Source organism: Prescottella soli (assembly GCF_040024445.1).
GTDB classification, from domain to species: Bacteria; Actinomycetota; Actinomycetes; order Mycobacteriales; family Mycobacteriaceae; genus Prescottella; species Prescottella soli.
On record NZ_CP157276.1, the window covers coordinates 1090748 to 1110805 of the forward strand.

Sequence of the window (20058 nt, forward strand, 5' to 3'; positions counted from 1 at the left end):
CGGGACGTTCAGAGACCGAACGGAGTACGTGTGACAGGTCGCCTCGCCATCGACGACGTGCTGCCCTCGATCGACGGGGGCCGCTTCCCGGCCAAGGCCGTGGTCGGCGAGGTGTTCCCAGTGTCCGCGACCGTGTGGCGCGAGGGCCACGAGGCGGTGGCCGCCACGCTCGTCGTCGAGGGTCCCGCCGGCCCCACCGAATCGCTGTGGATTCCCATGCATCCCGGCCCGCTGCTCGACACGTTCCACGCGACGTTCACCCCGACGAGCGTCGGCCGCTGGACGTACCGGATCGAGGCGTGGGGCGATCCGATCCAGACGTGGCGCGGCGCGGTCGAGGCGAAACTGGCGGTCGGTCAGGGGCCCGCGGAGTTGGCGAACGACCTCGAGGTGGGCGCGCGCCTGTTCGAGCGCGCCGCCGACGGCGCCGAGCCCGCGAACCGCCCTCGGCTCCTCGCGGTCGCGACGGCCCTGCGGTCGGATCGGCAACTGCCGGTCCGCGTCGCGCCCGCGTTCTCGGCGGAGGTGGCCGAGGCGCTGCGGACACGGCCACTGCGCGAGGTGGTGACGCCGTCGCGCGCGCACGAGGTGGTCGTGGACCGCCGACGCGCCCTGTTCGGCTCCTGGTACGAGTTCTTCCCCCGCTCCACCGGCGGCTGGGACGAGCACGGCGCCCCGCGGCACGGGACGTTCGCGACGTCGGCGGAGGATCTGCCCCGGATCGCCGCCATGGGCTTCGACGTCGTCTACCTGCCCCCGATCCATCCGATCGGCGAGGTGAACCGCAAGGGCCCCAACAACTCCCTGACGGCGGATCCGGACGACGTCGGCTCGCCGTGGGCGATCGGGTCCGCCGACGGCGGGCACGACGCGATCCACCCCCGGCTGGGCACCGCGACCGACTTCGAGGCGTTCGTCGCCGACGCCGCCCGGCTGGGACTCGAGGTGGCATTGGACCTGGCGCTGCAGTGCGCGCCCGACCATCCCTGGGCGCGTGAGCATCCCGAGTGGTTCACGCAACTGCCGGACGGGACCATCGCGTTCGCCGAGAACCCGCCCAAGAAGTACCAGGACATCTACCCGATCGACTTCGATCACGATCCAGCCGGCATTCACGCGGAGGTGCTTCGCGTCGTGCGGCACTGGGTTGACCTGGGCGTCAAGATCTTCCGGGTCGACAACCCGCACACCAAGCCGCCGGACCTGTGGGAGTGGCTGATCGCGGAGGTCAAGCGGACCGATCCGGACGTGCTGTTCCTCTCCGAGGCGTTCACCCGACCGGCGCGGCTCTACGGGCTCGCCAAGCGCGGATTCACGCAGTCCTACACGTACTTCACGTGGCGGGTGAACAAGTGGGAACTCACCGAGTTCGGCAACGAGATCGCGGCCAAGGCCGACGAGGCCCGGCCCAACCTGTTCGTCAACACGCCCGACATCCTCCACGAGAGCCTCCAACACGGCGGCCCCGGCATGTTCGCGCTGCGCGCCGCGCTCGCCGCGACACTGTCGCCCACGTGGGGCGTCTATTCGGGGTACGAGCTGTTCGAGCACGTGGCCGTGCGCCCGGGCAGCGAGGAGTACCTGGACTCGGAGAAGTACCAGCTGCGACCGCGCGACTACGCGGGGGCCCGCTCCCGGGGCGAGTCGCTCGAACCGTGGCTCGCCACGCTCAACCGGATCCGCCGCGCCCACCCGGCCTTGCAGCAACTGCGGAATCTGCACTTCCACCACATCGACAACGACGCCCTCATCGCGTACTCGAAGTTCGATCCGATCACCGGCGACGCCGTGCTGACCGTCGTCAACCTCGACCCTTTCGGGGCGCAGCAGGGATTCGTCTCGCTCGACATGCCGGCGATCGGCCGGGACTGGCACGACCACCTGTCGGTCCACGACCGGGTCAGCGGCGAACAGTACGAGTGGGGTCAGCACAACTTCGTCCGGCTCGAGCCGTGGCGGGCGTGCGCGCACATCCTCGCGCTGCCGCCGATCCCGCTGGAGGCCCGCCGGCGCCTCGCCGACCGGGAGCACAACCCGTGACGGCCCCGGACGCGGTGTGCCCGCCCGACCCGCACGATCTGACACTGATCGCGCAGGGCACCCACCACGACCCGCATTCGGTGCTGGGCGCGCACGCCCGGCCCGACGGCACGGTCGTGCGCGCACTGCGTCCGGGTGCCGAATCGGTCTCGGTGCGGATAAGCGGCCGCGACCACCCCCTGCACCGGGTGGCGCACGACGTCTTCAGTGCCCTGCTCCCGATCCGCGACCTCGCCGACTACCGCCTGGTCGTGACGTATCCGGGCGACCACGTCGTCGTCACCGCGGACGGCTACCGGTTCTGGCCCACCCTCGGCGACCTCGACCTGCACCTGTTCGGCGAGGGCCGGCACGAGCGGCTGTGGGACGTCCTCGGTGCGCACCCCCGCTCGTACGAGACGCCGGACGGTGTCGTGCGCGGAACGTCGTTCGCCGTGTGGGCGCCCGGCGCCCGCGGAGTGAGCGTGCTGGGCCAGTTCGACCTGTGGGGCGGTCGCACGTTCCCGCTGCGGGTGCTCGGCGGCACCGGTGTGTGGGAGGTGTTCGTCCCGGACGTCGGCGTCGGCGAGATGTACAAGTTCCGGATCCACGGCGGCGACGGCACCGTCCGCGACAAGGCCGACCCGATGGCGTTCGCGACCGAGGTCCCGCCCGCGACCGCGTCGATCGTCACGCAGTCGGCGCACCGGTGGACAGACGACGAGTGGATCGCGGCCCGCGGCGGTCTCGAGCCCAGCCGCGAACCGATGAGCGTCTACGAGGTGCATCTCGGCTCGTGGCGCCCGGGCCTGAGCTACACCGAACTGGCCGACGAACTGAGCCGGTACGTCATCGAATCCGGGTTCACGCACGTCGAGCTGCTGCCCGTGGCCGAGCATCCGTACGGCGGCTCGTGGGGCTACCAGGTGACGTCGTACTACGCGCCCACTGCGCGGTTCGGCACCCCCGACGACTTCCGAGCGTTCGTCGACCACCTGCACCGGGCCGGCATCGGCGTCATCGTCGACTGGGTGCCCGCGCACTTCCCGAAGGACGAGTGGGCGCTGGCCAGGTTCGACGGCACCCCGCTGTACGAGCACGCCGATCCGCAGCGCGGCGAGCAACTCGACTGGGGCACCTACGTGTTCGACTACGGCCGGCGGGAGGTGCGCAACTTCCTGGTCGCGAACGCGCTGTTCTGGTTCGACCAGTTCCACGTCGACGGCCTGCGCGTGGACGCCGTCGCATCGATGCTGTACCTCGACTACTCGCGGCCGTCGGGGCAGTGGACACCGAACGTGCACGGCGGCCGGGAGAACCTCGAGGCGGTTGCCTTCCTGCAGGAGATGAACGCGACGGTGCACAAGCTCCACCGCGGCGTGGTCACGATCGCCGAGGAGTCGACGGCGTGGCCCGGGGTCACCCGCAACACGAACGTCGGCGGTCTCGGGTTCACGATGAAGTGGAACATGGGCTGGATGCACGACACGCTCGGGTATCTGCGCCGCGACCCGATCCACCGCAGCTTCCACCACAACGAGATCACGTTCTCGCTCATGTACGCGTGGAGCGAGAACTATCTGCTCCCGATCAGCCACGACGAGGTGGTCCACGGCAAGGGCACACTGTGGTCCCGCATGCCCGGCGACGACCACGCGAAGGCGGCCGGTGTCCGCGTGCTCCTCGCCTACCTGTGGGCGCACCCGGGCAAACAGCTGCTCTTCATGGGCCAGGAGTTCGGCCAGAGCAGCGAATGGTCGGAGGAACACGGCCTGGACTGGCTCGAGCTGGAGGACCCGGCCACCGGCGACCTGCACCACGGGATCCACCAACTGGTGTGCGATCTCAACGCCGCCTATCGGGCCACCCCCGCGCTGTGGACGCTCGACACCTCCCCCGGCGGCTACTCGTGGATCGACGCCAACGACACCGAGAACAACGTGCTCAGCTTCCTGCGGTACGGCAGCGACGGCTCGATCGTCGCGTGCCTGTTCAACTTCTCCGGATCCGCGCACTCGAGTTACCGGGTGGGCTTGCCAGAACCCGGCACATGGTCTGAGATCCTCAATACCGACGCGCGGGACTTCCGCGGCGCGGGGATCGGCAACTTCGGCGCGGTGACCGCGACCGAGCATCCCTGGCACGGGCGCCCCGCCTCGGCGGAGGTGACACTGCCGGCGAGCGCGGCGATCTGGATGAGGTTGGAACGGTGAGGGGGCACTCGGTGACTGGGCGCGACCGGTGAGAAGACGGCTGCCACGAACCCGCGCGTTGTTCGCGACCCTCGTGCTGGTCACGGTCGCCGCCACCGCCTGCTCGTCGACGACCGCCGGCCGCGCCGTGTCGATCTACGACGACCCGTTCACGGTCGCCGGACTCCCTGCGAAGGGCGGGCCGAGCGGACCCCGGGCGGGTGTCCCCGACACCACACGCGCGGTCGTCGGCACCGACCGCGGCGCGATCGACACCCTGGCCGCCAACGCCATCGCCGACATCGAGGACTACTGGGCGGCGCAGTACCCGGCGATCTTCCGGGGCACGTTCCACCCCGTGAGCGAACTCGTGTCGTGGAACCCCGACGACAAGGGCGGGCCGCGCTTCTGCGGCATGGAGACCGACGAACTCGTCAACGCCGCGTACTGCACCAAGCAGGACATGATCGGCTGGGATCGCACCTACCTGCTACCGGGACTGGTCGACGCGTTCGGCCCGATGGCGGTGGTCATGGTGCTCGCCCACGAGTACGGGCACGCGATCCAGCAGAAGGCAGGCCTGGTCGGCCAGGACGATCCGGGGATCGTGTTCGAACAGCAGGCCGACTGCTTCGCGGGGGCGTTCGTGCGCCACGTCGCCGAGAACAAAGCCCCGCACTTCACGCTCAACACCTCGGACGGTCTCAACTCGGTCCTCGCCGCCACCGTGTCCGTGCGCGACACCGACCCCAACGATCCCGAGTCGATCCACGGGTCGGCGTTCGAACGGGTCACCGCGGTGCAGATCGGTTTCACCGACGGGCCGGCGGCGTGTACACGCATCGACGCCGACGAGATCACGTCCCGGCGCGCCGACCTGCCGCAGCGTTTCGTCAAACGCAGCGACGACGGCGAACTCCCCGTCACGCGGGAATCGGTGAGCGCGATCTTCGACTCGTTCGGCAGCGTCTTCGCCCTCGCCGACCCGCCCAAGCTCGATCTCGACGGCGTCGGCACCGGATGCCCCGACGCCGATGCCACCGAACCGGTCTCCTTCTGCCCGGCCACCAACACGATCGGCGTCGATCTTCCCGCTCTCGCCGAACGCGGACGACCAAGTGCCGGCGACGGCAAGGAGATCGTCAGTGTCGATGTCACCGGGGACTACAGCGCCTACGTCCTCCTGGCGTCGCGCTACACGCTGGCGGTGCAGCGGGAGGCCGGGGTGTCGCTGTCCGGACCGCAGGCCGCGCTGCGGGCAGCGTGCCTGTCGGGTGCCGTCACCGCTGCACTGAGCCCGGAGAACGCCAAGTCGACCGACGGCACGCGCCGGGTGTGGCTCTCCCCCGGTGATCTCGACGAGGCCATTTCCGGACTGCTGGCCGACGGCCTGGCCGCGAGCGACGTCGACGGCAACACCGTGCCCAGCGGGTTCTCGCGCGTCGACGCCTTCCGCACTGGCGTGCTCGGTGGGCAGAAGGCGTGCGACGGCCGCTACCGATGACCTGAGCGCAGGTCAGTACAGGGCGGAGGCGAGCTTGCGCCGCGCGGCGACCACGATCGGGTCGGCGGGGTCGAACAGCTCGAACAGCTCCAGGATGCGGGTGCGGACCCGGGTCCGGTCGTCACCTGCGGTACGACGCACGAGCGCGACGAGCCTGTCGAAGGCCGCGTCGGGACGCTGCGTGTACAGCTCCGCGTCGGCGGCCGCGAACTGCGCGTCGATCGCGTCGGGCTGGGCATCGGCGGTCTCGATCGCCTCGTCGGGAAGACCCTGCACGCGAGCCAGGAACGTGACCTGTCGAAGCGCGGCCTGCGCCTGCGTGTTGCCCGGCTCGGAATTGAGGATCAGGTTGTAGGCGGCCTCGGCGCCCGCGAAGTCGCCCTCCTCCAGGGCATTCTCGGCCGCGACGAAGCGGGGATCCTCCGGCTCGGGTTCCGGCTCGGCGCCCGTCGGCGGACCGGCGAGCTTGCCCGCGACGGCCTCCTGCAGCGCGGCGATCCACTGCCGCAACTGCGGCTCGGGCTGGACGCCCGCGAAGTCCGCGAGCGGGCGTCCGCCGGCGATCGCGACCACGGTCGGCACCGACTGGACGCCGAACGCCTGCGCAATACCCGGATTGGCGTCGACGTCGATCTTGGCGAGGACCCAGTCGCCGCCGCCCTCGTGGGCGAGCTTCTCGAGCACCGGTGACAGCTGCTTGCACGGCTCACACCAGGTGGCCCACAGGTCGACGACGACCAGGACCTGCATCGACCGCTCGAGCACCTCGGTCTGGAACGTCGCTTCGGTGACGTCGATGACCGGCGCCAGACCGGTGCTACTCACGGGTGTGGATCCGTCCGCCGGCGGGCCCGCGGGCGCACTCGGCGGCGGCGTAGCCCGGTCCTTGAGACCGGACAGATCCACGGCTCCGGACATGGCCGCAGCGATTTGGGAGGACGGACGAGAACCGGGTCGAGTCACGGTTTCAGTGTGTCACGAGTGGCGGGCGGGCAGCCATTCCGACCCGACACGCCAGGACCGTGCTGCTACCGGGCGGAGACGGGCGTGGGCTCACCGGTCTGACCGGCGGCACCCACCGACAGCTCGCCGAGCTGCCCGTTGCGCGCGGCACGACGCTCGAACCAGATGGTCATGAACGGCGGAACGCTGGAGACGAGCGCGAGAACGAGCGTCTTGAAGTCCCACTTCAACGAGCGTGCCGTGAGGAGGGTGATGAGGATGTAGAGCATGAACCCGGCGATGCCGTGCACCATGCCTGGGATCTTGACGGCCTCTTCGTATCCGAGCACCCACTTGAAGAACATCGCGACCAGCAGAGCTGCCCAGGTCACGGCCTCCCACAGGGCCACAAGGCGGAACCGCTTCGCGGCAGTGGACACGTCGAGAATGTTAGCCATGGACGCCATTGTGCCCGAACGATTACGACACCCCGTAGTTGAGACTGGTCACAGTCCCCACCACGGGGTGTCGTAGAGGCGTCGCGTCCGCCCCGGAAACGTCTTGGGTTACTTCTTCGGGACGCGCACGATCAGAGCGTCGCCCTGGCCGCCGCCGCCACACAGGGCGGCCGCGCCGACGCCGCCGCCGCGGCGCTGCAGCTCGAGCGCCAGGTGCAACGCGATGCGGGCACCCGACATGCCGAGCGGGTGTCCGATCGCGATGGCGCCGCCGTTGACGTTCACCTTGGCCGGGTCGATGCCGAGCTCACGGGTCGACACGATGCCGACCGCCGCGAACGCCTCGTTGATCTCGACCAGGTCCAGGTCCTTGGGGTCGATACCCTCACGCTCGCAGGCGCGGGCGATCGCGCGGGACGGCTGGGACTGCAGCGTCGAGTCCGGACCGGCGACGACGCCGTGCGCACCGATCTCGGCGATCCACTCGAGGCCCAGCGCCTCGGCCTTGGCCTTGCTCATCACGACCACCGCGGCCGCGCCGTCGGAGATCTGCGACGCGGTGCCGGCGGTGATCGCACCGTCCTTCGCGAAGGCCGGGCGCAGCTTGGCCAGGGTCTCGACGGTGGTGTCCGCGCGCACGCCCTCGTCGGTGCTGACGACGACGGGCTCACCGCGGCGCTGCGGGATGGTGACCGGCACGACCTCGTCGGCGAACAGGCCGTCCTTCCATGCGCGCGCCGCGTTCTGGTGCGAGGCGGCCGCGAACGCGTCCTGGTCTTCCCGGCTGACGAACCGCGCGTCCCTGTTCTCGGACTCGGTGAGGTTGCCCATCGGCTGGTCGGTGAAGATGTCGTGCAGGCCGTCGTACGCCATGTGGTCGCGCAGCGTGACATCGCCGTACTTGAAGCCCTCGCGGCTCTTCTCCAGCATGTGCGGCGCGCGCGACATGGACTCCTGGCCACCGGCGACGACGATCTCGAACTCGCCCGCCCGGATTAACTGGTCGGCCAGCGCGATGGCGTCGACACCCGACAGACACACCTTGTTGACCGTGAGCGCGGGGACGCTCATCGGGATGCCCGCGGCGACGGCGGCCTGACGGGCCGGCATCTGGCCTGCGCCGGCGGTGAGGACCTGACCCATGATGACGTACTCGACCTGCTCCGGTGCGACCCCGGCCTTCTCGAGCGCGCCCTTGATCGCTACACCGCCGAGGTCGGAGCCCGAAAGGTCCTTCAAGGTTCCGAGCAGTCGTCCGACGGGGGTCCGAGCCCCGGCAACGATGACAGAAGTGGTCAAGATTCCTCCAGCGGTCGATCTTGGTCCGAGCTAGCGGTATGTGCCGTGGCCCGACGCGAACACCTCAAACCGTAGCGCTACCGTCTGATACATGACATCTTCGTCCCCCAGCCCCGCCGCGAGCGGACTGTCCTCGCAGCTCGTGACCGCGATCGATCACGTCGGTATCGCCGTGCCGGATCTCGACGCCGCAATCGCGTGGTACGCCAAGCACCTCGGCATGGTCTCCACCCACGAGGAGGTCAACGAGGAGCAGGGTGTCCGCGAAGCCATGCTCTCGGTCGTCGGCTCCCCCGCCGGCGCCCCGGCGATCCAGCTGCTCGCCCCGCTGAACGAGAACTCCACGATCGCGAAGTTCATCGATCGCAGCGGCCCCGGCCTCCAGCAGCTGGCGTACCGCGTCACCGACATCGACGCGATCAGCACGCAGCTCCGCGCCGACGGCGTCCGCCTGCTGTACGACGCACCGCGGCGCGGCACCGCGAACTCGCGCATCAACTTCATCCACCCGAAGGATGCGGGCGGCGTCCTCGTCGAGCTGGTCGAGCCGGCAGCCGACGGCGGCCACTGACCCGCGCCTTCCGGCGCCGACCCGGAGTGGGGGCGATGTGACGACATCGGTCCCACTCCGCAGGCGCGGCGCCGATTGCCGCCGGTAGATTGGCAGGCATGGCCTACGATCAAGACCGCGGCATGCCGTTCACCATCGTCCGCAAGGGATACGACAAGGACGAGGTTCGGCGTTATTTCGACCGGTTCGACTCCGAGTTCCGCCTGACCGCGACGGATCGGGACGCGGCCGCGGCACAGGCCCGCGAACTGGCCAATCAGCTCGAGGACGCGCGCGACGAGATCGACGAGTTGCGCCGCGACGTCGATCGTCTCTCGGTCCCGCCCACCACTGCGGAGGGCATGAGCGAGCGAATCTCCCGCATGCTCCGCCTCGCATCCGACGAGGCGTCCGAGGTCCGGGCGAAGGCCGAAGCCGATGCTGCCGAGATGGTTTCGGTGGCGGAGCAGGACAGTCAGCGCCTCCGCCGACAGTACGAATCGAAGATGACCGAGCTCGAGGAGCGCCGCGTCGCACTCGAACGCGAGCACGAGCAGACCATGAAGACCGCGCGCGCCGAGGCCACCCGTCTCGTCGAGGCGGCTCAGGCCGAGCGCGATCGGCTGACCGCCGAGGCTGAGGCCAAGCGCACCCAGGTCCAGCAGGACTTCGAGATCACCATGGCCGAGCGCCGCGCCAAGGTCATCGCCGCAATCGAGGAACTCGAGGCCACCAGCAAGGCCGACGCTCACCGTCGGGTCACCGAGGCAAGCCAGGAGGCGCAGCGCCGACTCCAGGTGGCCACCGAACAGTCCGATCGCAAGATCGCGCACGCGAAGGAACTCGCGGAGGAACTGCGTGTGCTGCGCAGCCGAATCCTCGCTCAGCTCCTCGGCATTCGCGGTCAACTCGATTCCGTGCCCGCCATGCTCGCGTCCGTCAATCGCGAGGCGGAGTTGCTCGACAACGCGGAGGCCGCGGAGCCGGCGAACGAGGACGGAAAGGCCCCGTCGAAGGCGAACGACGCAGCGGTTTCCGAGAAGGCCCCGGCGAAGAGCTAGGACCAGCGCCGCGTCAGCCCGCGCGTTCGGCGCCCGCTCCAGCACCCGGTGTGCCAGTGGCGTCGGTCGTCGGCACCGCCGGGGTCGGACGGCCACGCCACCACGTGTGCGACACCGGGACGCACGTCCTGGTCGCATCCCGGGCACCGGTACGTCTTGGTCGCGCGGGCACCCGGCACCTGGCGGACCATGTACCGCTCGCCCTCGTAACCCGCAGGTCCCGATTCCTCACGGGCCAGGGCGTTTCCGAACAGACTGCCGCTGACCGCCGACTCGCTCGTCTCTGTGCGACGGTTGGATTTGCGGGACTGGTTACGACGCGGCACCCCACCAGTCTAGGTGGGGTGCCGCGAGCGCTCAGAAGAGGCGGAACTCGGTACTCTCGGTGCCGCGCAGGGCCTCGTAATCGAGGATCAGGCATCGGATTCCGCGGTCTGTCGCGAGGGTCTTCGCCTGCGGCTTGATCTGCTGGGCCGCGAACACACCCGTCACCGGCGCGAGAAGCGGGTCCCGGTTGAGCAGTTCGAGGTAGCGGGTGAGCTGTTCGACGCCGTCGATCTCGCCGCGCCTCTTGATCTCGACCGCAACCGTCGCGCCGTCCGCGTTGCGGCACAGCAGATCCACCGGACCGATCGCCGTCATGTACTCGCGGCGGATCAGCGTGTAGCCCTCGCCGAGCGTCTCGACGTGCTCGGCCAGCAGCTCCTGCAGGTGCGCTTCGACGCCGTCCTTGACCAGACCGGGATCGACACCCAACTCGTGACTCGAGTCGTGCTCGATCTCCTCGATCGTGATCCGCAGTTCCTCGCCGGCCTTGTTGGTGACGACCCAGAGGTGCTGCTCCGCACCGTCGGGGCTCTCACCATCGGAGGTCTCGGACAACCAGCACGGCGGGCTCATCCAGTTCAGCGGCTTGTAGGCACGGTCGTCCGCGTGGATGCTGACCGAGCCGTCCGCCTTGATCAGGAGGAGTCGACGTGCCATCGGCAGGTGGGAGGTCAGTCGACCGACGTAGTCGACACGGCAACGAGCAATGACAAGACGCACTCGCCCACCCTAGTGGATGGATTCGGACTAATCTCGAACGACCATGGACCTGCGCCGATCCGCCGACCAGCCCCTCGGTTCCCGCCTGCTCGGAACCCCCACGGAGACACCGCGTATCCGACGCATCCGCGTCCAGACGCTGCTCACCACCTCGCTGGTCGGGGCCAACCTGATCGGCGCGGCGGTCGTGGCCGTCCTCGTGACGTTCGTCGTGCCCGGGCCCGAGTTGCTCGAACCGGAGTTCCGGTTCCTGAACTTCGTCGTCGTCCCCGTGTATCTGGCGGTCGCCCTGCTGGTCGGGACGATTCGAGGGACTCAGCGTGCGCTGCACAGCCTGCAATGGATCGTGCAAGACCGCACCCCCACCGAGCACGACCGGCTCACGGCCCTGAACATGCCGTGGCGGCTGACCAAGATGCAGATCGGCCAGTGGACGATTGCGCTGATCTTCCTCACCACCGCCTACGGGTTGGTCGACCCGCAGACACTGCCGAAGATCGGCTTCACGATCTCGTTCGGCGGCGTCACGATCTGCGCCTTCAGCCACGTCTTCAGTGAGTTCGCGCTGCGGCCGGCGGCTGCCCGTGCCCTCGAGGCCGGCATGCGGCCCGACGTCCGCCTCGGCGGCGTCGTCGGACGCACGATGCTCGCATGGATTCTCGGCACGGGTGTGCCGATCACCGGCCTGATGATCGTCGCGGCGTACGCCTATCTCAGCAAGGACACCACACCCAACCAACTGATTATCGCGATCGTCGGGCTCGGCGCCATCACGCTCGTCTTCGGGCTGCTGTTGATCCTTCTCAACGCCCGTGCCACAGTCGCGCCTATCCGGTCGGTCAAAGCCGGGATGAGCCGCATCGAGGACGGGCACCTCGACACCGCGATCGTCGTGTACGACGGCACCGAACTCGGCGAACTCCAGTCCGGGTTCAACCGCATGGCCGACGGCCTGCGCGAGCGCGAACGCATTCGCGACCTGTTCGGGAGACACGTCGGTCACGACGTGGCCGAGGCGGCTCTCGTATCCCCACCCACGCTCGGCGGCGAGGAGCGAGATGTCGCGGTGTTCTTCGTCGACCTGGTCGGATCGACCGAACTGGCCGCTACCCGCCCTCCAGGTGAGGTTGTCGATCTCCTCAACCGGTTCTTCGAGGTTGTCGTCGACGAGGTCGACCGCCACGGCGGCTTCGTGAACAAGTTCGAAGGCGACGCCGCGCTGGCGATCTTCGGCGCACCGCGCGACCTGGACGACGCACCCGGCCGCGCGCTCGCCGCCGCCCGCGCGATTCGACGACGGCTGCCAGTCGAGGTACCCGAATGCCACGCCGCCATCGGTGTCGCGGCCGGCACCGCGGTCGCCGGCAACGTCGGGGCGCGAGAACGGTTCGAGTACACGGTGATCGGCGATCCGGTGAACGAGGCCGCACGACTGTCCGAGCTCGCGAAGTCCGACCCGGACGCCCTCCTCGCATCGTCCGTCACGGTCGAACAGGCTCAAACGCCGGAGGCTCAGCTCTGGAGGCCTGGCGACCTGGTGGTTCTTCGCGGCAGGACGGCACCGACCCGGCTCGCACACGCATTCGACGGGCCGTTCCAGATCGACCGAAACGATCACTCGCCCGCCATTCCGACCGTCGACTGATTCCGGCATCCGCCGAATCGACCGGTCCGAGGACATACAGGCCATCCACCAGACTTGGTGCGTGTCCCACACCGGACGACGAGCGAGTGCTGCTGGCACGGCTGATGCGACAGATCGCCCTCGACCGCGATCGGCCCCGCCGGCGACCGACGCAACGGAAACAGGCCGCCGGCTCCCCGGGGGGGGAGACGAAAGACATGCATATATGCGGAAACGCCGAAGGCCCCCACCAGTAATGGTGGGGGCCTTCGGGAAAGGATGTTCGGCGGTGTCCTACTCTCCCACACCCTGTCGAGTGCAGTACCATCGGCGCTGGAGGGCTTAGCTTCCGGGTTCGGAATGGGACCGGGCGTTTCCCCTCCGCTATGGCCGCCGTAACTCTATGAAACTGTCACACATTCAATTCCCCCGCCCGAACCACCCGCCGGCCACACAGGGCTCTGGGGTGTTGGGGGTGAATGGTATCTGTGTGTTGTTTCAGATACCGCACAGTGGACGCGTAGCTTCTTTGTGGTAAGTCCTCGGCCTATTAGTACCAGTCACCTCCATCCGTTACCGGACTTCCAGTTCTGGCCTATCAACCCGGTGGTCTGCCGGGGGCCTTACCCCCTCGAGGGGGTGAGAAACCTCATCTTGGAACAGGCTTCCCGCTTAGATGCTTTCAGCGGTTATCCCTTCCGAACGTAGCTAACCAGCAGTGCTCCTGGCGGAACAACTGGCACACCAGAGGTTCGTCCGTCCCGGTCCTCTCGTACTAGGGACAGCCTTCCTCAAGTTTCTAACGCGCGCGGCGGATAGAGACCGAACTGTCTCACGACGTTCTAAACCCAGCTCGCGTGCCGCTTTAATGGGCGAACAGCCCAACCCTTGGGACCTACTCCAGCCCCAGGATGCGACGAGCCGACATCGAGGTGCCAAACCATCCCGTCGATATGGACTCTTGGGGAAGATCAGCCTGTTATCCCCGGGGTACCTTTTATCCGTTGAGCGACACCGCTTCCACTTGCCGGTGCCGGATCACTAGTCCCGACTTTCGTCCCTGCTCGACCTGTCAGTCTCACAGTCAAGCTCCCTTGTGCACTTGCACTCGACACCTGATTGCCAACCAGGCTGAGGGAACCTTTGGGCGCCTCCGTTACATTTTGGGAGGCAACCGCCCCAGTTAAACTACCCACCAGGCACTGTCCCTGAACCAGATCATGGTCCGAGGTTAGATGTCCAATACGATCAGAGTGGTATTTCAACAACGACTCCACACACACTGGCGTGCATGCTTCACAGTCTCCCACCTATCCTACACAAACCGAACCGAACACCAATACCAAGCTATAGTGAAGGTCCCGGGGTCTTTTCGTCCTGCCGCGCGTAACGAGCATCTTTACTCGTAATGCAATTTCGCCGAGTCTGTGGTTGAGACAGCAGAGAAGTCGTTACGCCATTCGTGCAGGTCGGAACTTACCCGACAAGGAATTTCGCTACCTTAGGATGGTTATAGTTACCACCGCCGTTTACTGGGGCTTAAATTCTCAGCTTCGCCATTACTGGCTAACCGGTCCTCTTAACCTTCCAGCACCGGGCAGGCGTCAGTCCGTATACATCGTCTTACGACTTCGCACGGACCTGTGTTTTTAGTAAACAGTCGCTTCTCTCTGGTCTCTGCGGCCCCACCCAGCTCACCAAGCAAGTTGGATCACCAGACGAGGCCCCCCTTCTCCCGAAGTTACGGGGGCATTTTGCCGAGTTCCTTAACCACAGTTATCTCGATCGCCTTAGTATTCTCTACCTGACCACCTGTGTCGGTTTGGGGTACGGGCCGTGTGAAAGCTCGCTAGAGGCTTTTCTCGGCAGCATAGGATCACTGAATTCGCCTCAATCGGCTACGCATCACGTCTCAGGCTATATGTGACCCGGATTTGCCTAGGCCACGCCCTACACGCTTACACCAGTATTACCACTGACTGGCTCAGCTACCTTCCTGCGTCACCCCATCGCTTGGCTACTACCAGATCGGTTCACGCGCATCCACACACCGGAGAACCCGAAGGTTCGAAAGTGGCTTCAGGGCGCTTAGCATCACTGATTCACCAGGGGCGCGTTCACACGGGTACGGGAATATCAACCCGTTGTCCATCGACTACGCCTGTCGGCCTCGCCTTAGGTCCCGACTCACCCTGGGCGGATTAACCTGGCCCAGGAACCCTTGGTCATTCGGCGGACGAGTTTCTCACTCGTCTTTCGCTACTCATGCCTGCATTCTCACTCGTGCAGCCTCCACACCTGGATCACTCCGGCGCTTCCATGGCTGCACGACGCTCCCCTACCCATCCACACCACTGCACAACCCCCCGCAGGAGGAAGTGGGTGTTATGTGAATGCCGCGGCTTCGGCGGTGTACTTGAGCCCCGCTACATTGTCGGCGCAGGATCACTTGACCAGTGAGCTATTACGCACTCTTTCAAGGGTGGCTGCTTCTAAGCCAACCTCCTGGTTGTCTTCGCGACCCCACATCCTTTTCCACTTAGTACACGCTTAGGGGCCTTAGCCGGCGATCTGGGCTGTTTCCCTCTCGACTACGAAGCTTATCCCCCGCAGTCTCACTGCCGCGCTCTCACACTCTGGCATTCGGAGTTTGGCTGACGTCAGTAACCTTGTGGGGCCCATCGGCCATCCAGTAGCTCTACCTCCAGAGTGAAACACGCGACGCTGCACCTAAATGCATTTCGGGGAGAACCAGCTATCACGGAGTTTGATTGGCCTTTCACCCCTACCCACAGCTCATCCCCTCAGTTTTCAACCTAAGTGGGTTCGGGCCTCCACGACGTCTTACCGTCGCTTCACCCTGGCCATGGGTAGATCACTCCGCTTCGGGTCTAGAACATGCCACTGACTCGCCCTATTCGGACTCGCTTTCGCTACGGCTACCCCACACGGGTTAACCTCGCGACATGCCGCTAACTCGCAGGCTCATTCTTCAAAAGGCACGCCATCACCCCCCACCCGAAGGTGCGAAGGCTCTGACGGATTGTAAGCGCACGGTTTCAGGTACTATTTCACTCCCCTCCCGGGGTACTTTTCATCTTTCCCTCACGGTACTAGTCCGCTATCGGTCACCAGGGAGTATTCAGGCTTATCGGGTGGTCCCGACAGATTCACAGCAGATTTCACGGGCCCGCTGCTACTCGGGTGTCCGTCACGACAGTCACCATGTTTTCGTCTACGGGATTCTCACCCTCTACGACGGGCCGTTCCAGACCACTTCGACTAACACGATGATTTCTTACTGTCGGCCAATCCGGCAGAATTGACAAGACGGATCCCACAACCCCACGAATGCAACGCCCGCCGGCTATCACACACCCATGGTTTAGCCTCATCCGCTTTCGCTCGCCACTACTCACGGAATCACATGTTGTTTTCTCTTCCTGTGGGTACTGAGATGTTTCACTTCCCCACGTTCCCTCCACACGCCCTATATATTCAGGCGCGGGTAACCACACATCACTGTGGCTGGGTTTCCCCATTCGGACATCCTCGGATCTCAGCTCGGTTGACAGCTCCCCGAGGCTTATCGCAGCCTCCTACGTCCTTCATCGGCTCCTGGTGCCAAGACATCCACCGTACGCTCTTAATTACTTACAACAAAGATGCTCGCGTCCACTGTGCAGTTCTCAAACAACACACAACACCCAGACTTCGTGTGGCACCAGCCGGAGCAGAACCCCGCGGTATGACCACGCCCAGATGTTGTCGTTTCTTCCTTCGAGGAAACACTTGCGTGTTCTCTCAGGACCCAACAGTGCGCCGATATAACTCTCTTCCCACCGGCACTCGGGCCGGCAGTCATGAAGAAAATGCTTGTCAGTGTTCCACCCATGAGCAACCGCAGTCCCACATGTGGGGACTAAACGGCCTCTGCCAGCGAGGACACAACCTGTGTCGGCCCTCGACTGGAGAATGCTCCTTAGAAAGGAGGTGATCCAGCCGCACCTTCCGGTACGGCTACCTTGTTACGACTTCGTCCCAATCGCCGATCCCACCTTCGACGGCTCCCTCCACAAGGGTTAGGCCACCGGCTTCGGGTGTTACCGACTTTCATGACGTGACGGGCGGTGTGTACAAGGCCCGGGAACGTATTCACCGCAGCGTTGCTGATCTGCGATTACTAGCGACTCCGACTTCACGGGGTCGAGTTGCAGACCCCGATCCGAACTGAGACCGGCTTTAAGGGATTCGCTCCACCTCACGGTATCGCAGCCCTCTGTACCGGCCATTGTAGCATGTGTGAAGCCCTGGACATAAGGGGCATGATGACTTGACGTCGTCCCCACCTTCCTCCGAGTTGACCCCGGCAGTCTCCTGCGAGTCCCCGCCATTACGCGCTGGCAACACAGGACAAGGGTTGCGCTCGTTGCGGGACTTAACCCAACATCTCACGACACGAGCTGACGACAGCCATGCACCACCTGTATACCGACCACAAGGGGGCACCTATCTCTAGGTGTTTCCGGTATATGTCAAACCCAGGTAAGGTTCTTCGCGTTGCATCGAATTAATCCACATGCTCCGCCGCTTGTGCGGGCCCCCGTCAATTCCTTTGAGTTTTAGCCTTGCGGCCGTACTCCCCAGGCGGGGCGCTTAATGCGTTAGCTACGGCACGGATCCCGTGGAAGGAAACCCACACCTAGCGCCCACCGTTTACGGCGTGGACTACCAGGGTATCTAATCCTGTTCGCTACCCACGCTTTCGCTCCTCAGCGTCAGTTACTGCCCAGAGACCCGCCTTCGCCACCGGTGTTCCTCCTGATATCTGCGCATTTCACCGCTACACCAGGAATTCCAGTCTCCCCTGCAGTACTCAAGTCTGCCCGTATCGCCCGCAAGCTTGGGGTTGAGCCCCAAGTTTTCACGGACGACGCGACAAACCGCCTACGAGCTCTTTACGCCCAGTAATTCCGGACAACGCTCGCACCCTACGTATTACCGCGGCTGCTGGCACGTAGTTGGCCGGTGCTTCTTCTGCAGGTACCGTCACTTTCGCTTCGTCCCTGCTGAAAGAGGTTTACAACCCGAAGGCCGTCATCCCTCACGCGGCGTCGCTGCATCAGGCTTTCGCCCATTGTGCAATATTCCCCACTGCTGCCTCCCGTAGGAGTCTGGGCCGTGTCTCAGTCCCAGTGTGGCCGGTCGCCCTCTCAGGCCGGCTACCCGTCGTCGCCTTGGTAGGCCATTACCCCACCAACAAGCTGATAGGCCGCGGGCCCATCCTGCACCAGTAAACCTTTCCAACCCCCGCCATGCGACAGGAGCTCATATCCGGTATTAGACCCAGTTTCCCAGGCTTATCCCAGAGTGCAGGGCAGATCACCCACGTGTTACTCACCCGTTCGCCGCTCGTGTACCCCGAAGGGCCTTACCGCTCGACTTGCATGTGTTAAGCACGCCGCCAGCGTTCGTCCTGAGCCAGGATCAAACTCTCCGTTGAAGACTCTAGATTTCGCAGCCGAAGCCACTAATCAGTCATAGACATCGAGTCAAATCACTAGCAAAATAAACTCAAACTAGCTGTTTGCGCTGACCATCCCAGACGGAAGAATGAGACGATCAGCAAATACCCACCACAAAAAGTGGTGGAGTACCAAAATTTGGCACTGACATTCATCGACACACTGTTGAGTTCTCAAAGAACACGCGCACACCATCACTCGAAACTTTGCAGTTCCTCATTCCGGGGCAACCGTTCCAGCCTAACCCGCACCGGCACCGGATGCAAATCCGGCCCCCGCAGGAGTTTCAGCAGATTCGCCAGGCGCTCCCCGTACAACCTCGTTTTCCCTCGCTGACCTGTGAAGATCGCGGCCGGGTCGGTGTCCGTGTCGCTCTGACCTGGAATAAGTTACGCGAGTGTTCACGGAGCGTCAAACCGCCAGGTCGGACGTTCGTCCGACTCCATTTCCGCAGGTCGCCAGGTGCGAAAAGCCTCAGATTCGACAGAATCGCGATTTGTGACGCCGAGCACAGCCCCGAAAGCTGCTCCTACTCCCCCGCCACTCGACGAATGTCTCCGCCCAGACCAGCGAGGTCCTCGACGAACCTCGGGTACCCGCGATCGATGTGGTAGACGTCGTGCACCTCGGTGACACCGTCCGCGACCAAGCCGGCCAGGACCAGTCCCGCACCGGCACGGATGTCGGACGACCACACGGGCGCGCTCGACAACTCCGGCACACCGCGCACCACTGCATGGTGTCCGTCGGTCCGAGCATCCGCGCCGAGCCGAATCATCTCCTCGACGAAGCGGAAGCGCGCCTCGAAGACGTTCTCGGTGATCATCGACGTGCCCTCCGCGATCGCGGCGAGTCCGATCGCCATCGGCTGGAGGTCCGTGGGGAATCCCGGATACGGGAGCGTCGCGAAGTTGACCGCCTTGGGGCGGTTCGTCTGCACGACGCGGAAGCCGTCGGCTTCCAGACTGATCTGGGACCCGGCCGCACGCAGTTTGTCGAGAACGAGCGCCAGGTGCTTCGGGTTGACGCCACGCACGAACACGTCGCCCTGCGTCATCGCAGCCGCGATGCCCCAGGTGGCTGCGACGATCCGATCGCCGATCACTCGATGCGCGGTCGGCTGGAGTCGATCGACACCGCGGATGGTCAGCGTCGTCGAGCCGGCGCCGCTGATCTTCGCCCCCATGTGCGTCAGCATGTTGCAGAGATCGACGATCTCCGGTTCCCGCGCGGCGTTGTCGATGACGGTCTCCCCCTTGGCGAGAACCGCGGCCATGAGGATGTTCTCGGTCGCGCCGACAGACGGAAACGCCAGACGGATGTTCGCGCCGTGCAGGTCGTCGGCCTCGGCGACGACACAACCGTGCTCGATCTCGCTGTGGGCGCCCAACAGACGAAGGCCGGACTGGTGCATGTCCAGCGGCCTCGATCCGATGGCATCCCCGCCGGGAAGTGCGACGACCGCCTTCCGGCATCGCGCGACGAGCGGACCGAGAACACATACCGACGCGCGGAACTGCCGAACCGCTGCGAAGTCGGCGTGGTACTTCGGTTGCGCCGGCGTCGTGATGGTCGCGACGTCGCCCTCGAGCTCCACGTCGCAGCCGAGGCCCCTCAGGACGTCGGCCATCAGGGGGACGTCGAGGATGTCGGGGCAATTGCTGATGACAGTCGTGCCCTCGGCCAACAATGCCGCGGCCATCAGCTTCAGGACGCTGTTCTTCGCCCCACCCACTGGCACCTCACCGACGAGTCGGTTTCCACCAGTGACAAGAAAGCGCTCACTCACAGTCGCACAGCCTAGCCAGGGCTACCGCCCCACCGCTGGGCGGTACCG

General features: G+C 65.5%; 12 protein-coding genes and 3 rRNA genes. 6 read left to right on the forward strand and 9 right to left on the reverse strand.

Features of this window, described 5'->3' with window-relative positions:
• Positions 1-30 precede the first annotated feature (30 nt).
• The 3 genes from ABI214_RS05085 to ABI214_RS05095 are packed head-to-tail and all read left to right on the forward strand — an operon-like array spanning position 31 to position 5715.
• Positions 31-2040, forward strand: a complete 2010-nt coding sequence (locus ABI214_RS05085) for a maltotransferase domain-containing protein (protein ID WP_348606752.1) — start codon at positions 31-33, stop codon at positions 2038-2040.
• Positions 2037-4232: a 1,4-alpha-glucan branching protein GlgB gene (gene glgB / locus ABI214_RS05090; protein ID WP_348606755.1), complete on the forward strand. Its 2196-nt coding sequence runs from the start codon at positions 2037-2039 to the stop codon at positions 4230-4232. The genes ABI214_RS05085 and glgB overlap by 4 nt, the downstream gene beginning before the upstream one ends.
• Positions 4233-4272: 40 nt before the next feature.
• Complete coding sequence (locus ABI214_RS05095) at positions 4273-5715, forward strand: neutral zinc metallopeptidase (protein WP_408586775.1); 1443 nt, start codon at positions 4273-4275, stop codon at positions 5713-5715.
• A 12-nt stretch (positions 5716-5727) separates the two neighbouring features.
• On the opposite strand, the gene ABI214_RS05100 is transcribed toward ABI214_RS05095, so the two are convergent.
• From ABI214_RS05100 to ABI214_RS05110, 3 genes are all read right to left on the reverse strand, one after another.
• Entirely contained in the window at positions 5728-6633 is a 906-nt protein-coding gene (locus ABI214_RS05100) for a tetratricopeptide repeat protein (RefSeq protein WP_348606758.1), read from the reverse strand.
• Positions 6634-6743: 110 nt separating this feature from the next.
• A complete protein-coding gene (locus ABI214_RS05105) occupies positions 6744-7115 on the reverse strand; it encodes a DUF3817 domain-containing protein (protein ID WP_348606761.1) in 372 nt (123 codons plus the stop codon).
• Positions 7116-7223: 108 nt separating this feature from the next.
• Complete coding sequence (locus tag ABI214_RS05110; RefSeq protein ID WP_348606764.1) at positions 7224-8414, reverse strand: acetyl-CoA C-acetyltransferase; 1191 nt, start codon at positions 8412-8414, stop codon at positions 7224-7226.
• A 91-nt stretch (positions 8415-8505) separates the two neighbouring features.
• On the opposite strand from ABI214_RS05110, the gene mce reads away from it, so the two are divergent.
• Together mce and ABI214_RS05120 are read left to right on the forward strand one after the other, a co-directional pair.
• Entirely contained in the window at positions 8506-8985 is a 480-nt protein-coding gene (mce, locus tag ABI214_RS05115; protein WP_348606767.1) for a methylmalonyl-CoA epimerase, read from the forward strand.
• A gap of 98 nt (positions 8986-9083) precedes the next feature.
• The gene (locus ABI214_RS05120) at positions 9084-10025 is read left to right on the forward strand and encodes a hypothetical protein (protein ID WP_348606770.1); all 942 of its coding nucleotides are present in this window, start codon (positions 9084-9086) and stop codon (positions 10023-10025) included.
• On the opposite strand, the gene ABI214_RS05125 is transcribed toward ABI214_RS05120, so the two are convergent.
• Positions 10022-10351: an ATP/GTP-binding protein gene (locus ABI214_RS05125; RefSeq protein WP_348606773.1), complete on the reverse strand. Its 330-nt coding sequence runs from the start codon at positions 10349-10351 to the stop codon at positions 10022-10024. The two genes, ABI214_RS05120 and ABI214_RS05125, sit on opposite strands and share 4 nt — an antisense overlap.
• Positions 10352-10382: 31 nt before the next feature.
• The gene (nucS, locus tag ABI214_RS05130) at positions 10383-11072 is read right to left on the reverse strand and encodes an endonuclease NucS (protein WP_348606776.1); all 690 of its coding nucleotides are present in this window, start codon (positions 11070-11072) and stop codon (positions 10383-10385) included.
• A gap of 43 nt (positions 11073-11115) precedes the next feature.
• Here nucS and ABI214_RS05135 point away from each other — a divergent pair, with 43 nt between their 5' ends.
• Positions 11116-12717, forward strand: coding sequence for an adenylate/guanylate cyclase domain-containing protein (locus ABI214_RS05135; protein ID WP_348606779.1), 1602 nt, complete (start codon positions 11116-11118; stop codon positions 12715-12717).
• A 260-nt stretch (positions 12718-12977) separates the two neighbouring features.
• On the opposite strand, the gene rrf is transcribed toward ABI214_RS05135, so the two are convergent.
• From rrf to murA, 4 genes are all read right to left on the reverse strand, one after another.
• A 5S ribosomal RNA gene (rrf, locus tag ABI214_RS05140) occupies positions 12978-13094 on the reverse strand.
• 132 nt (positions 13095-13226) lie between these two features.
• Positions 13227-16356, reverse strand: a 23S ribosomal RNA gene (locus ABI214_RS05145).
• Between the two features lie 326 nt (positions 16357-16682).
• A 16S ribosomal RNA gene (locus ABI214_RS05150) occupies positions 16683-18199 on the reverse strand.
• The 16S, 23S and 5S rRNA genes sit together here, the layout of an rRNA operon.
• Positions 18200-18750: 551 nt before the next feature.
• Entirely contained in the window at positions 18751-20010 is a 1260-nt protein-coding gene (gene murA, locus ABI214_RS05155) for a UDP-N-acetylglucosamine 1-carboxyvinyltransferase (protein WP_348606782.1), read from the reverse strand.
• Positions 20011-20058 lie beyond the last annotated feature (48 nt).

Coding starts and splice junctions, on each gene's coding strand:
- ABI214_RS05100 (WP_348606758.1), bottom strand. CDS start 6,633: ATGTCCGGAGCCGTGGATCTGTCCGGTCTCAAGGACCGGGCTACGCCG.
- ABI214_RS05105 (WP_348606761.1), bottom strand. CDS start 7,115: ATGGCTAACATTCTCGACGTGTCCACTGCCGCGAAGCGGTTCCGCCTT.
- mce (WP_348606767.1), top strand. CDS start 8,506: ATGACATCTTCGTCCCCCAGCCCCGCCGCGAGCGGACTGTCCTCGCAG.
- ABI214_RS05120 (WP_348606770.1), top strand. CDS start 9,084: ATGGCCTACGATCAAGACCGCGGCATGCCGTTCACCATCGTCCGCAAG.
- ABI214_RS05135 (WP_348606779.1), top strand. CDS start 11,116: ATGGACCTGCGCCGATCCGCCGACCAGCCCCTCGGTTCCCGCCTGCTC.